Origin of the sequence: Chitinophaga fulva (genome assembly GCF_012927205.1) — a bacterium.
In the GTDB taxonomy this organism is placed as follows: Bacteria; Bacteroidota; Bacteroidia; order Chitinophagales; family Chitinophagaceae; genus Chitinophaga; species Chitinophaga fulva.
Genome location: NZ_JABBGC010000001.1, coordinates 1,796,229 through 1,810,021, shown reverse-complemented (window position 1 = coordinate 1,810,021; position 13,793 = coordinate 1,796,229). Strand labels below are relative to the sequence as shown.

Genomic DNA, 13,793 nt, shown 5'->3' with positions numbered 1-13,793 from the left:
AAACTAACAAAGAAGTATATACGAAAATGGCGCATAAACTCATCATATTAGGAGCAGGAGAAAGCGGGATTGGAGCAGCTTTGCTGGGAAAACAGCAAGGGTATGATGTTTTTGTGTCCGAAGGCGGCACTATCAAAGACAACTATAAACAGGAACTGGCGGTAAACCATATTCCTTTCGAAGAAGGCCATCACTCATGGGATGTGATACTGGGAGCAGACGAGATCGTCAAAAGTCCGGGTATCCCTGAAAAAACAGAGCTGATGAAAAAAGTACGCGAAAAAGGTGTATCTGTCATCTCCGAAATTGAACTGGCCTACCGTTTTTCAAAAGGTAAAAAGATTATTGCCATCACCGGCAGCAACGGCAAAAGCACCACCACCGCCCTCACCTACCATATTTTTAAAACGGCAGGACTGGACGTGGCCATGGTCGGCAACATTGGCGTTAGCTATGCCAGACAGGTGGCAACCGCACCAGCGGAGTATTATGTGATTGAAATCAGCAGCTTTCAGCTGGATGACATCGTGGAATTCAAACCCAACGTAGCTATCCTGCTCAACATTACGCCTGATCACCTGGACCGGTACGACTACAAAATGGAAAATTATGTAGCCTCCAAGTTCAGGATCGCGATGAACCAGACAAAAGAAGACGCTTTCGTTTATTGTATGGACGATCCGGAGATCATGCAGCATTTGGCGCAGCAACCCATTTATTCAACATTAATACCTTTTACCATCATGAAACCACTGAAAGAAGGCGGTTCTATCGCCAACGAGCAGTTGCAAATACTGGTTGACGGAGAGCCGGTCATCATGTCAATGTATGACCTGGCGCTAAAAGGGAAACACAATCTGTATAATTCGATGGCAGCAGCAATTGCAGGCAGAACCATGGATATTAGAAAGGAAAAAATCCGCGAAAGCCTGGCTTCCTTCAAAAGCCTCGAACACCGGATGGAATATGTGACCACTGTGAAAGGCGTGGATTTTATCAATGATAGCAAAGCTACCAATGTGAATTCCGTATGGTTTGCCCTCGAAAGCATCGAAAAACCCATCGTCCTGATCATGGGCGGTGTGGACAAAGGCAACGATTACTCCGCTATCCGCGACCTGGTCAAAGAAAAAGTAAAAGCCATTATTTGCATGGGAGTGGACAACACACCGATCATTGATGCGTTATCAAAAGATACGCCCGTTATGATCAGCACTTCCAGTATGATGGACGCGGTACGCGAAGCCTTTGCACAAGCCACTAAAGGCGATGTGGTAATGCTTTCCCCCGCCTGCGCCAGTTTCGACCTGTTTAAAAATTATGAAGACAGGGGCCGGAAATTCAAAGAAGCGGTGAAAGCATTGTAAACACCGGGGTTGCTGGTAAAAAGGGTTGAATAACGGAAACGATCAAACGAAATTATTAACAATATGAACGGATTGCTCTATAGAACAAAAGGCGATAAGGTCATCTGGACGATAGTAATTTTTCTATCGCTGGTGAGCCTGCTGGCCGTATATAGCGCAACCGGCTCACTCGCCTATCGCGAACGGGGCGGCCACACGGAGTATTATCTCCTGAAGCAGCTCGTTGTACTGGGAATGGGACTGGTGATCATCTACTTTGCACACCGGGTGAACTATACCATTTATTCGCGGGTGGCGCAGGTAGGCTTCCTGATATCGATACCGCTGCTGATTTATACGCTGGCATTCGGTTCGCATATCAACGACGCCAGCAGATGGATACGGCTACCGATCATCAATCTGACCTTCCAGACATCGGACGTCGCCAAACTGGCCATCTTCATGTATGTCAGCCGGCAGTTGTCCAGAAGGCAGCATGTGATCAACGATTTTAAGAAAGGGTTTCTGCCCATCATCATACCAGTAGGCATTATCTGCGTACTCATCATGCCGGCCAATATGAGCACGGCTTTGCTGTTAATGGCCAGCTGTATGCTGCTCTGTTTCATTGGCAGGGTGCCGGTGAGGTTCCTCGCCGGAATGGTGGCCGCAGGTGCACTGGCTATCGTGCTGATGTTTGCCATCGCTAAAATCTCCGGGATGGAGATGCGTACCAAAACCTGGGAAAAGCGGTTGGACAGCTTCATGAATGATGACCATACCGAAGTGCCCTATCAGGTACAACAGGCCAACATCGCCATTGCAGGTGGCGGCGTACTTGGAAAAGGCCCGGGCAACAGTACACAACGTAACTTTTTGCCACACGCCTACTCCGACTATATCTACGCTACTATCATCGAAGAATATGGACTGATGGGCGCGTTCCTGATATTAGCAGCTTATATGTTGCTGCTGTTGCGCTGCATCCGGATTTACAAAAAATGCCCGTATGCCTTCGGCGCCTTCCTGGCACTGGGGCTTAGCGTAACACTGGTGATACAGGCGTTGACCAACATGGCGGTAAACGTACAGCTGTTTCCCGTAACAGGGTTGCCACTCCCGCTGGTCAGCATGGGTGGTTCTTCCGTACTCTTCACCAGCATGGCCATCGGTATTATCCTGAGCGTGGCCCGCAATGTGGAAGAAATGGAAGGTAAACAGGCAGAAAAAGAAAGACTCGAACGCGTAATGGCTGCTAACGCAGAAAACGCAGCAGTAGCTTAAAGCGTATTTATATAAACAGAACAGACTATCAATCGTAACTGAAGAACATGCAACGCAAAGTGATTATAGCAGGTGGAGGCACGGGAGGACATATCTTCCCGGCGATAGCGATTGCCAATGCGTTGAAGAAAATCCAGCCGGATATTGACATCCTCTTTGTGGGCGCCGTCGGTAAAATGGAAATGGAAAAAGTACCGCAGGCAGGTTATCCCATCAAAGGATTGGAAATAGCAGGCTTTAACCGCAGCAATATTTTTAAAAACATACTGCTGCCTTTCAAAATCTGGAAAAGTCTCCGGCAGGCCAAAAACATCCTCGCCGAATTCAAACCGGATGCAGTAGTGGGCGTTGGCGGTTATGCCAGCTTCCCGATGCTGAGAAGGGCGCAGAAAAATGGTATTCCGACGCTCATACAGGAACAGAATTCTTTTGCAGGCAAAACCAACAAGATACTGGGCAAAAAAGCAAAGAAGATCTGCGTGGCTTATGATGGCATGGACAAATTTTTTCCGGCAGACAAGATTGTTTTCACCGGCAATCCTGTCAGGAACAACATCACCCAATCCGCTGTCACGAAAGAAGATGCCCTGCAACACTTTGGACTGAGCAGTCAGAAACAAACCATCTTCGCCGTAGGCGGCAGCCTGGGCGCCAAATCGATCAACGAAGCGTTGCAGCCGTTGCTGCCCACGCTGGTGCAGAAAGACCTGCAGCTGATCTGGCAAACCGGCAAACCCTACTACGAAACCGCTAAGGCTGCGGCTGCACCATACGGCAGCCATATCAAAGTGCATGAGTTCATCAACGTGATGGACTTCGCCTACAAAGCAGCAGACGTGGTATTATCGCGCGCAGGTGCACTGGCCATCGCCGAGCTTTGCGTCGTGAAAAAACCGGTCATCTTTGTGCCGTACCCTTTTGCAGCGGAAGACCATCAGACTTCCAACGCCATGAACCTGGTGAACAAACAGGCAGGCCTGATGATCAAAAACGACGAGGTAGGAGCACAACTCTCCAACGTGTTGTTCAGTCTTCTGCAAAACAGGGCATTGATGGAACAACTGGAGAAAAATATCGGCGAACTGGGTAATCCCAACGCAGATATGGTGATCGCCAAAGAAGTGATAAATATTTTTTGATTTTGATATTTAGGGATTTAGGATTCATATGGATTTGAACAACATACAACGGGTTTATTTCATCGGCATCGGCGGTATCGGCATGAGCGCCATCGCCCGCTTCTTCAATGAGAAAGGAGTGGCAGTAAGCGGTTATGACCGTACCCCAACAGCGCTGACAAAGCAGCTGGAGGCAGAGGGTATGCAGATCCATTATACCGACGATATCAACGCACTGGACCAAAAGGCTAACCTGGTCGTATATACGCCGGCCATCCCCGCCACCCATGAAGAACTGAAATGGTACCGGGACCATGGCTTTGAGGTAGTGAAACGCAGTGATGTGCTACAGGAAATCACCAGGTCACTGTTCGCCATCACCGTAGCGGGCACACATGGCAAGACCACCGTTTCCACCATGATCGCGCACCTGCTCACTGACAGTGGATATGGCTGCAACGCTTTCCTGGGTGGCATCAGCGTTAACTACGACAAAAATTTCTGGAGCAGTGATAAACAAGTGGCGGTGATTGAAGCTGACGAATATGACCGCTCTTTTCTGAAATTAAGTCCGGATATCGCGATACTGACTGCCATGGATGCAGACCACCTGGATATTTACGGCACGCCGGAAGCCATGGAAGAAGCATTTATCACTTATACGCACAATATAAAGCCCAATGGCACGCTGATTGCTAAGTTCGGCCTGCATCGCGGAAATGAACTGAAAGCAGACAACAAACTGCTGTACAGTTTACAAAACGACGCAGCCAATGCATACGCTGCCAACATACGGATGATCAACGGTGGATATGAGTTTGATGTGATGCAGCAGGACTGGATGATTGATAATATCCGGTTGCACATCGGGGGCATGCACAACGTTGAAAACGTGGTGGCAGCCATTACCGTGGCACATTTGCTGGGCATCAGCGCGGACAAGATCAGAGCGGCAGTGGAAAGTTTCAAAGGCATCAAAAGACGCTTTGAATATGTGATCAAGAACGATCATCAGGTGTATATCGATGATTATGCCCATCACCCGGAAGAGCTGCGCGCACTGATCACCAGTGCGAAAGCATTGTTCCCCGGCAGACGCTGCACCGTGATCTTCCAGCCGCACCTGTTCACCCGCACCCGTGACCTGGCCGATGGTTTCGCAGAAAGCCTTTCACTGGCGGATGAAGTGGTCCTCCTGCCTATCTATCCTGCAAGGGAACTGCCGATCGAAGGCGTTACCAGCGAGATTCTGGCAGCAAAGATCACCGTACCGGTGCAGATCATGCAAAAAGAAGAAGTACTGGACTGGCTGAAGAAAACACCCGTCCCGTTATTAATAACAGCCGGAGCAGGCGATATTGACCAGTTAAAAGGACCGATCAGTCAGCTGCTTCACTAAATAAGAAAAAACATTGGCTAAAACCACAACGATATTAAAAAGACTGGGCGCGCTGCTCCTTTGGGTGCTGGCGGTGACCGGCTTTATTATCCTCCTGGTAGCGGCCAATAAGGACAAGGAATCTGGTATCTGTAAAGGCATTCAGATAAAGTTTGAAGGGAAGGACGATAACTTTTTCATTGAAGCCAAGGATATCCGGTCATTGTTGACTAAAGACAAGGCACTGAACCCGGTAGGCAAACCGATCCGGGATATCAACATCCGGACACTGGAAGCAGTGGTAGACCAGGACCCATGGGTTAAAAATGCAGAGATCTATTTCAACAGCAAACAGGAACTGCATATCAAAGTAACACAACGGGAACCGGTAGCAAGGGTGTTCACCTTTTCGGGCAACAGCTTTTATCTCGACGAAGCAGCAGAGCGTATACCGGTATCATCCCGTTACGCCGCCAGGGTGCCGGTATTTACCGGTTTCCCTACAGATGCGGACAAGCTGCAACAGACAGACAGCCTGTTGGCTGCCCAGATAGTGGACATGGGCCGTTTTATCGGCAAAGACCCTTTCTGGATGGCACAGGTAGAACAGCTGATCGTTACGCCCGACAGGAAGTTTGAGTTCATACCCAAACTGGGCGATCAGGTGATCGCTTTCGGTGACGGTGCCGATATTGAAAAAAAATTCACCAAACTGCTGGCTTTTTACAAGGAAGGACTGAATAAGGTAGGTTGGAATAATTATTCGCGGATCAACATCGCTTTTGAGAATGAAGTCGTATGTACGCGTAAGGATGGTGTAGCACCGTTACAACCGGTGATACCCAAAGACTCGGTCAAACAGTTTGTGCCTGACGAAGCGCCCATCGCTGAAAGCGAAGACAGCGCAGAGAAAACGACGGCAGTCAAACCACCGGAACATACACCGGTGACCGCCAAACCGGTCATAAAACCGGCAGCGAAACCAGCGGCGAAACCCGCAGCTGCCCACAACAAAGCGACGGCAAAAGCGCCAGAGAAGAAAGCTAAACCACAGAAAGCGGCGCCGCCCAAGCAACAACAACCTAAAGCAGTGTATAAGCCAGGGAATAAATCTGTTAACACATCAAAAAAACAAACAACGCCATGAATCAGGAAGCTCCCATCATTGTAGGTCTCGATATCGGAACTACGAAGATTGCTGCCATAGCAGGACGGAAGAATGAATACGGGAAACTGGAAATCCTGGGATTCGGTAAAGCTACATCGTTTGGTGTGCAGCACGGTATGGTGCTGAACATTGACCAGACTATTAAAGCGATCAGGCAAGCCCTGGAAAACTGTTATGCTTCCAGCCCCCATCTGGAAATCAATGAAGTATATGTCGGCATCGCCGGTCATCATATCAAAAGTTTGCAAACCCGTGGTGATATTGTCCGCAATGATGTTGAAGCGGAAATATCCCAGAAAGATATTGACCAGCTGATCAACGATCAGTATAAAACAGTCATTCCCGCAAGTGATCAGATCATTGATGTGATCCCACAGCAATATATTGTGGACAGTCTGCAGAACATCACCTATCCTATCGGTATGTCCGGTGTGAAGGTGGGCGCAAACTTCCATATCATCACCGGCGACAAAAACGCCATCCGCAACATTAACCGCAGCGTGGAGAAATCCGGCCTTAAAATTCGTGACCTCGTGCTGCAGCCGCTGGCGTCTGCCGCAGCAGTGATGTGCGATATGGATTTTGAAGCAGGAGTAGCTATTGTAGACATTGGTGGTGGTACCACCGACCTGGCTGTGTTCTACGAAGGCATCCTGAAACACACTGCCGTTATTCCCTATGGTGGCGAAAACATTACCAATGATATCAAAAACGGTCTGGGTGTGTTGAAAACACAGGCCGAACAGATGAAAGTACAATTCGGTTATGCACTGGCCGATGAAGCTAAAAGTAACGCTTATATCACGATCCCTGGTTTACGCGGACAAAGCCCCAAAGAAATCTCCGTTAAAAACCTGGCACATATTATCCAGGCCCGTATGAGTGAGATACTCGATTTCGTAGTATATCACCTCAAACAAATCGGGATGGACAATAAAATGCTGAATGGTGGTATTATCCTCACCGGTGGCGGTTCCCAGCTGAAACACCTGATCCAGCTGACAGAATACACTACCGGCGCCAGCGCACGCATCGGTTTCCCCAACGAACACCTGGCCAGCGGCCTGTTCGATGAAGAGCTGACCAAACCCATGTATGCGACTTGCGTAGGATTGATCCTCAAAGGCTACAACGATTTCGAAAATGACCGTAAATCACTGGAAGAAAATTATATAAAAATTAATACCAGTTACCTCGCGAAAGAACAAGCCGCACAGTCGGTAGCCCAACAGGAAGAATGGGAGGAAGAAGGCCCCACCACTCAGGAAATACAGGACAGAAAAGCCAAAGAAAGGAATGCTTCCCTGAAGAATTTCCTGGATAAAATGAAAACGAAGATCATTGACATGTTTACAGAAGAAGAAGATGCAAAACTGTAAATGTGAAATGGCGCAATTGTTGTGAACTGCAAACGTTTATTATATAAGAATTAAGATCGATAATTAATAATGATAGGACAAATGAACCATATTAACGGCAAAGAATACACGCTTATAACACCGAACATGTTCATTATTAATTATCCATACTAACCCATAAAAGTATAGAGTCATGATACATTTTGATCTTCCTAAGGAAAAATCTTCTATCATCAAGGTCATCGGCATTGGTGGCGGTGGAAGTAATGCGGTGAATCATATGTATAGCCAGCGCATTGAAGGGGTGAATTTTATTATCTGCAATACTGATGCTCAGGCTATTGCCAACAGTCCTGTGCCCAACAAAATACAGTTGGGACCACACCTCACACAGGGCCTTGGTGCCGGCGCCAATCCGGAAATTGGTAAGCAGGCGACGGAAGAATCCTTTGAAGAAATCAAAAAAATACTGGAGGTGAATACCAAAATGGCCTTCATCACTGCCGGTATGGGCGGTGGCACCGGTACCGGTGGCGCTCCTATCATCGCGCGGATATGTAAGGAACTGGGTATTCTGACCGTTGGTATTGTTACCACCCCGTTTTCTTATGAAGGAAAAAAGAGAATGCTGCAGGCCGATGAAGGCGTTCAACGCCTGAAGGAGTACGTAGATACCCTGCTGATCATCTCCAACGATAAATTAAGACAGAAATTCGGCGACCTGAAATTCAAGGCCGCTTTCGAAAAGGCGGACAACGTACTGGCTACCGCTGCCAAATGTATCACCGATGTGATCAACTCCACCGGTCAGATCAACGTGGACTTTGCCGATGTATGCACCGTTATGCGTAACGGTGGCGTGGCCATCCTTGGCGCTTCTATCGCGGAAGGTGAAAACCGTGCTCAACGCGCTATCGAAGATGCACTGACTTCTCCGTTGCTGAACGATAACGATATCCGTGGCGCCAAATGGATACTGATCAATATCTCTTCTTCCGAAGGTGAATTTGAACACACCCTCGATGAAATGGATATCATCCAGGCTTATGTACAAAGCCAGGCCGGCGAGGATTGCGACGTGATCCTCGGTGTGGGCTACGACCAAACCCTGGACCGCAAACTGGGTGTTACGATCATCGCTACCGGTTTTGAACAGAAACCTATCCAGCAGATGAAAATGGCCCCTTCCACCCCGGAACGCACCGAACCTAAAATCGTGATGCAGCTGGGTAAAGACGGTGATGAGAAAAAAATGAACATCCAGCAGTCACAAGGTCTCCTGTTCCAGGAACCACAGGACCTGATGGCTCCACGCCTGATGGAACCTGTAGTTTCCCATCCTGAACCTGCTACCGGGTACACCCCTCCGCAGCAACAGCAACAGGCTCCCATTGCTCCTGCACGGCAGAACTATGTACTGAACATACAACAAGTCCCTGCCCAGCAACCGCAACCTGCACCGGAACAACAACTGCCGGTACAACAACCGGTTCAGCAACAACCGATACAACAGCAGCCGGTTCAACAGCACATCCCGCAGCCACAGCAGCACGTGCAGCAACAACAGCCACACGTACAAGTGCAACCGCAACATGTGCAACAGCCTGTTCAGCAGCCTAATGTGAATATTATACAGCCACAGGGCAGCGGCGCAGCAGGTGGTTACCTGAACCGCCCCGCTAACATCTATGTGGAGCCAGGTAGCACTCCTACGCCTCCGGAAATGAAAATGGTGTACAGGGAAGAAGAACAACCAACCAATCCGCTGCCTCCGGAAGTGCCCATGCAACACTCTTCCTACGAAGAACTGGAAGAACAAAAACGTAAACAGGCTGAGAGAGTCGCTAAACTGCGCAGCATCAGCTTCAACGTGAAGAACATGGACAACAACGCGGAAATTGAAAATGTTCCGGCTTACCTGCGTCGCAATGTAGCCCTGGAAAATGGTGCCGGCTCAGCTGAACACTTCTATTCCAATTACACCGTGAGCGATCCGGGCCAGAACAATCACACTGAGATAAATACTATCAATACATTTTTAGATGGGAAGAAGCCCGATTGATGAACATAGAGATATTCCATTCGGACATTTGATTGTTTTTTAGTTGTGTTAAAAGAAAATCCTCCGGTTCCCCGGAGGATTTTTCTTTTTATAAAGTGTTCAACGTCTCTTTCGCCTTCTTCAGCAAGTCGCCAGCCGGCGTAGTTTTCGGAGCGTTGATATCAAACGGTGACAACATCTTTTCCAGTTTGCTCACCCCCTCCCGGTTATTGGCTCTCGTGAATTCCTCCCGCAGGATCCGTATTTTCTCATAGTCCTGTACACCTTCTACCAGTCGCTCAAACCGGATAGATGACCGCGGTCCCGGATATACGAAATAAGTATCCCCTGCGGCCCAGGCACGGAAACGGCTATCCTGTAACGGTGCTTTTACCCAACAGTTGTAAGCCCAGCGCAGATAACCGGTGTACCCTTTGTAGGCAGCATGCCAGCCCATGAAGGCCGCTTCTGCCGGAGGCGAAAAAGTAAATGTGTTAGGAAAACCTTCTGTACAGCAGGTATAGAAAGTAGTAGGCCAGCCTTTCTTCAGCCTTGCCTGTAATACTTCATCCGGAAATGGCTCCTTGGAGGCTACACAGAAGTCATAAATATCCTTGTCCAGCGGTGCGTGATAGCTGCCCGCCAATGACAATTTAAAGTCTTTATCAGCCTTGCGGATGAGTGCCAGCGCCTGTTGCATGTCCGCCATAGGACGCTCGTCCATAGCGATGGTGGTGATATTGAACCAACCTTTGGCTTTCAGGTGTTTTACAAAATCATTCAGCATAGGCTGCCAGTGTGCGGCATACTCCGGTGAACCGGGCTTGGCGATCAGCAGTGTATCTTTACCTTTCGCTTCGTCATAATAATAGAACTTCAGGTTCCAGGGAATCATGCTGTAACAGTTGATTTCCTTTTTAATACCCATACTCATCATGTATTCCACCCATTTGTCAAAGATGGTATAATCATAAGACCAGGTACCGTTTTTCTTTTTGGTCCATTTTATCATGCTGCCATACACGTCTTCCGTTTGGCTATTCCACGGGTCATAAATGAGTGTGGCAGTGATGCATTTCTGGCCTGCATTGGCCAGCATCTGCATATATGGTGTCATGGCTTTAAAATGTGCGTCGCTCCATGGTTTTACGCCATACATGCGGGCTATGGCGTCAGGGCTCTGCCAGAGGTCCAGGTGGAACTTCCAGTCCTTCGGCGCCGGCAAAGTATGATTCAGTACTTCCACTTCATAGGGCAGACTGCTGATAGTGCCGCCTGCATTGATTTTTACGGTGCCTTTGTACACACCGGGAGCAGTGCCTGCAGGTACCTGTATGCTCAGCCACACGGGCTGCGTTTGGTTGGCTGCAATGTCTTTGGAACGCTGAATGTCAATGCCATCAGCTACGAGGGAGGAATCAAAATTTTCCGGTTTACGGTAACCACAACCACTGCCGTCTTTATTCAGCTCGTCGGTCATGACATATCTTACAAAACCCGTGGTGATCGCACTGGCAGGGATGGTAGTCCCTTTGCTGCCCTGCAGCGCATTGGTGGTAATACTAACACCACTAAGCGGGCGGGTGGTCCAGATCAGGAACTGGGTATGTATCCGTTCACCTTTCCAGGCTTTGGCGTTCCAGGAGGATGCCAGGCTTTGCGCTTCAGGTGCATTTCTTTTTTCATAACGGATATCTGTGGAACCGAAGGCAACGTGGAGCTGGTCGCCCTTTATAGCTTCCCAGGAAGCTTTGTTGACCGGTCTGGGATCAGGCTTCTCCTGATAATCGCCGGCCGGACCGCTTTGGGCCCATACGTTTTGTTGCAATGCCAGTAATACCAGCACGCCAAAAAATTTGTTCACCATACAATAATTTAGAAATTTTGATATTTAGAGATTTGGTTATTTTGTTTACTAACCCAAACCCAGTACAAAATCCATGACTTCCAAGATCTTAAAAAAAACCGGGATTTTCGAGTCATAAATATCCAAATATCAAAATATCAAAATTCCCAAATGATTAGTGGTGAATAATGCGTTTTAATTGCAGGTTGGTGACCGGAGCCACTACCAGCGGGTACTTCTCGATGGTCACATAACTGGAATCCAGTCCGAAGCCTCTTTCTTCAGACAGGCTGATTTTTTTCAGGAAGAAGTACATCTTCATTACCATTCTTTCATATAACGGCAGATCATTATCGTGGGAAAGGAATTTTTCCATGACAATAAACTGGAAATCACCGACCACATTGTTTTTGCTGAGAGATTCGTAACGACTGGTGATGTTCACTTCCTTGTTTCTCACCATGTCTTCCACCACCATTCTGAACATCAGGTTGATCCTTTGTTCCACTTTAAAGCCCAGTCTGAATTCCACCCGGATAACTTCGTTAGGAATAATGGTTTGCACGGAGTATTCACTGAGATACGGCTCATCTACCACATCAACGTGTACAAACCAGTATATATCGGCTCTTTTGGGCTTTTTATTGAGGATGGAGTAGATGATTTTGTGCTCTATCTCTTTGGGATTGTCGGCACTGCTCATATACACCAGGTGTGTGGCATATTTGGGAATAGAAGTGTCGTTGCTGAGTTCCTGGATAATAGGCAGATAATCTTCCAGCCGTACAAATTCCACGTAGCGGTTTTTGATCTTGCGGGACTTGAACCATACGATCATGACGAGGAAGAGTCCCCCTGCCATTACCACGGTAACATAACCGCCATGCATAAACTTCACCAGGTTGGCAAACAGGAACGAGAATTCGATAGAAAGGTATACGACGAGATATAATAATATCCAGCCTGTCCAGACCCTTCGCGTATAGAGATAGAAGGCAAACAGGCAGGAGGTCATCAGCATACAGATGGTGATAGACAACCCGTAGGCCGCTTCCATATGGGAAGATTCCTGGAAAAGGATCACGATGGCCGCGCAGCCTACAAAAAGCATGGTATTGATACCAGGGATATAGAGCTGTCCACGCATTTCAGTGGGATAGTTTACCCGCATTTTAGGCCAGAGGTTGAGCCGCATGGCTTCCGAGATGAGGGTAAAGGAGCCGGATATGAGTGCCTGGCTGGCAATAATAGAGGCCAGTGTAGCGATCAGTACCCCGAAGATGATAAACCATTCCGGCATGATCATAAAGAACGGGTTCTGGTCTTTAGGCAGGATTTGGCCTTTCTGGCTGAGGAGCCATGCGCCCTGACCGAGGTAGTTCAGTACCAGGCAGGATTTCACGAAGATCCAGGACATGCGTATGTTTCCCCGGCCGCAGTGCCCCAGGTCTGAATAGAGCGCTTCGGCCCCGGTGGTACAGAGGAATACGGCGCCCAGGATCAGGAATCCTTTCGGGTAGGTGGTGAGCAATTCGATGGCATAATGCGGACTGAAGGCCCGGAGAATGCTCAAATCGTCTGTAATATGGGAAATGCCGAGGATACCCAGCATAGAGAACCATAGCACCATGATAGGGCCGAACATGCGGCCGATAGACACGGTCCCGAACTGTTGCATGATAAACAGGCCGGTGATGATGGTCAATACTATTTTTACGATCGTCAGCTGGCTCAGGTCTTTAAATACTTCGAGGGTACGAAGACCTTCAATAGCGGAGGTAACAGTGATAGGTGGAGTGATGATCCCATCTGCCAGGAGGGCAGCGCCGCCAATCATGCCAAAAATTACCGTCCATTTGGCATGTCGTCTGACAAGGGCATACAGGGAGAAGATACCTCCTTCACCTTTATTATCTGCCCGGAGGGTAAGAATAACGTATTTAACGGTGGTTTGTAAGGTCAGTGTCCAGATGATACAGGAGATACCGCCGATAACGAGAAGGTCACTGATGGGATTACCGCCAACAATGGCTTTAAAAACATAGAGCGGAGAAGTTCCGATGTCGCCGTAGATGATACCCAGCGCTACTACTAAACCTGCCAGGGTAACCCTGTTAATGTTTATGCCCACGAAGAAAAATTTTTAAAAAAGCCTCCAAAATTAGGAGTAAATATTGAGATCAGCAATAAAAAGGTGACAGAGGAAGAGGTTGGTTGGGGGTGGTTGGCATTAAAAAAGCCTCTCCCATTAGAT

Annotated in this window: 9 protein-coding genes; 7 read left to right on the top strand and 2 right to left on the bottom strand. The window is 48.2% G+C overall.

Annotated features, from left to right (window positions below; genetic code table 11):
• The first annotated feature begins 26 nt into the window (after positions 1 to 26).
• The 7 genes from murD to ftsZ all read left to right on the top strand — a co-directional run bounded on the left by murD (position 27) and on the right by ftsZ (position 9,714).
• Positions 27 to 1,367 (top strand): UDP-N-acetylmuramoyl-L-alanine--D-glutamate ligase, encoded by a 1,341-nt coding sequence (murD, locus tag HHL17_RS07595; protein WP_169224143.1) that lies wholly within the window; start codon positions 27 to 29, stop codon positions 1,365 to 1,367.
• Positions 1,368 to 1,430: 63 nt separating this feature from the next.
• Positions 1,431 to 2,630, top strand: coding sequence for an FtsW/RodA/SpoVE family cell cycle protein (locus HHL17_RS07590; protein WP_169224142.1), 1,200 nt, complete (start codon positions 1,431 to 1,433; stop codon positions 2,628 to 2,630).
• A 47-nt stretch (positions 2,631 to 2,677) separates the two neighbouring features.
• A complete protein-coding gene (murG, locus tag HHL17_RS07585; RefSeq protein ID WP_169224141.1) occupies positions 2,678 to 3,769 on the top strand; it encodes an undecaprenyldiphospho-muramoylpentapeptide beta-N-acetylglucosaminyltransferase in 1,092 nt (363 codons plus the stop codon).
• 28 nt (positions 3,770 to 3,797) lie between these two features.
• Entirely contained in the window at positions 3,798 to 5,147 is a 1,350-nt protein-coding gene (gene murC, locus HHL17_RS07580) for a UDP-N-acetylmuramate--L-alanine ligase (RefSeq protein WP_169224140.1), read from the top strand.
• 13 nt (positions 5,148 to 5,160) lie between these two features.
• Positions 5,161 to 6,273, top strand: a complete 1,113-nt coding sequence (locus tag HHL17_RS07575) for a cell division protein FtsQ/DivIB (protein ID WP_169224139.1) — start codon at positions 5,161 to 5,163, stop codon at positions 6,271 to 6,273.
• Entirely contained in the window at positions 6,270 to 7,673 is a 1,404-nt protein-coding gene (ftsA, locus tag HHL17_RS07570; RefSeq protein ID WP_169224138.1) for a cell division protein FtsA, read from the top strand. The genes HHL17_RS07575 and ftsA overlap by 4 nt, the downstream gene beginning before the upstream one ends.
• 172 nt (positions 7,674 to 7,845) lie before the next feature.
• Positions 7,846 to 9,714: a cell division protein FtsZ gene (gene ftsZ / locus HHL17_RS07565; protein ID WP_169224137.1), complete on the top strand. Its 1,869-nt coding sequence runs from the start codon at positions 7,846 to 7,848 to the stop codon at positions 9,712 to 9,714.
• 88 nt (positions 9,715 to 9,802) lie between these two features.
• On the opposite strand, the gene HHL17_RS07560 is transcribed toward ftsZ, so the two are convergent.
• The gene (locus tag HHL17_RS07560) at positions 9,803 to 11,560 is read right to left on the bottom strand and encodes a DUF4091 domain-containing protein (RefSeq protein ID WP_169224136.1); all 1,758 of its coding nucleotides are present in this window, start codon (positions 11,558 to 11,560) and stop codon (positions 9,803 to 9,805) included.
• 154 nt (positions 11,561 to 11,714) lie between these two features.
• Positions 11,715 to 13,670, bottom strand: coding sequence for a KUP/HAK/KT family potassium transporter (locus tag HHL17_RS07555; RefSeq protein WP_169224135.1), 1,956 nt, complete (start codon positions 13,668 to 13,670; stop codon positions 11,715 to 11,717).
• Between the last annotated feature and the right edge of the window lie 123 nt (positions 13,671 to 13,793).